The 1,421-nt window shown below is 73.3% G+C and carries 2 protein-coding genes; both read right to left on the bottom strand.

Going from position 1 to position 1,421, the window contains the following annotated elements:
- On the bottom strand, positions 1–740 hold a 740-nt coding region (locus DPV74_RS41320), incomplete at its 3' end, for an aminotransferase class I/II-fold pyridoxal phosphate-dependent enzyme (protein ID WP_119339284.1).
- Positions 733–1,421, bottom strand: a 689-nt coding sequence (locus DPV74_RS41315) for a CobD/CbiB family cobalamin biosynthesis protein (RefSeq protein ID WP_119339283.1), incomplete at its 5' end; no start/stop codon positions are given. The genes DPV74_RS41315 and DPV74_RS41320, both read right to left, overlap by 8 nt.

Here is a 1,421-nt window from a genome sequence, read left to right as displayed (position 1 = left end):
TGCCATGCGCGATCGGCGAACGCCGCGGCGACCGCATGGCGCGCGGGGCCGCCGACCGTCCAGGCGCCGAGCATGTCGCGCAGCGCGACGATCTGGCCGGGGCACGCGAGCACGAAGCCTGCGCGGATGCCGGCGAGCCCGAAGAACTTGCCGACCGAACGCAGCACGACGAGCCCGGGGCGATCGACCTGCGGCGCGAGCGACTGCGTCGCACCCGTATCGGCGAACGCCTCGTCGACGATCAGCGTGCCGCCGCGCGCCGCCAGTTGCGCATGCCAGCCGAGCAGGCGTTCGACCGGCACGAATTCGGCGGTCGGATTATTCGGATTCCCGACGATGACGTGGCGCAGCGTTGCAGGCAGCGTATCGGTGCCGACGTCGAGCGCGACGACGCGATGGCCGTGTCGCGCGAAAGCGGGCGCATATTCGCCGTACGCGAGCGTCGCGACGCCGGCGTCGCCGGCCGGCAGCAGCGCGGGCAATGCGCGGATCGCAGCCTGGCTGCCGGCCACCGGCAGCACGTGCGCGGGATCGGGCACGTGGTAGTACTGCGCGGCGCAGGCCGCGAGGCCGTCGCCGTCGTCGGGCAGCCGGCGCCACGCGTCGGCCGGGACGGGCGGCACCGGATAGCCGACCGGATTGATGCCGGTCGACAGGTCGAGCCACGTGTCGTACGGAATGCCGTGGCGGCGTGCGGCTTCGTGCAGGTTGCCGCCGTGCGTGATGCGGGTGTCAGACATGATGGGTGGCCATGACGAGTGCGCCGCTCGCGACCAGCAGCGCGAGCCACAGGGCAAGCGTGCGCGTGACGAGCGACAACGCGGCGACGATATGGACGGCGCTCGCCGTCGCGCCGGTGCCGAGCGCGGGACGATCCTCGATCTCGCCGTGATAGACGGCCGGGCCGCCCAGCTGCACGTTCAGGCTGCCGGCGCCGGCGGCCATCACCGGGCCCGCGTTCGGGCTGTCCCAGTGGCGTGCCTGCGTGCGCCAGCAGCGCCATGCGGCGGCCGTGTCGCCGAGCAGCGCGTAGCTCGCGGCCGTCAGGCGCGCGGGAATCCAGTTGAGCGTGTCGTCGAGGCGCGCGGCGGCCCAGCCGAAGGTCAGGAAGCGCGGCGTGCGGTAGCCCCACATCGCGTCGAGCGTGTTCGCGAGCCGGAACAGCAGCGCGCCGGGGCCGCCTGCGACGACGAACCAGAACAGCGCGCCGAAGATCGCGTCGTTGCCGTTCTCGAGCGCGGATTCGACGGCCGCACGCGACAGCGCGCCTTCGTCCGCGTCGCTCGTGTCGCGCGACACGATGCGCGCGGTCAGCGTGCGGGCGGCGCCGAGGTCGCGCCGCAGCAGCGCCGCGGCGATCGGCGCGACGTGGTCGGCGAGGCTTTTCGCGCCGAGTGCGAACCACAGCAGGGCGATGTGCA

It is taken from the genome of Burkholderia sp. HAN2018, from assembly GCF_024704855.1.
GTDB lineage: Bacteria > Pseudomonadota > Gammaproteobacteria > Burkholderiales > Burkholderiaceae > Burkholderia > Burkholderia cepacia.
Note: the sequence above shows the minus strand (reverse complement) of the source record. Positions and strands in the feature narration are given on the sequence as shown.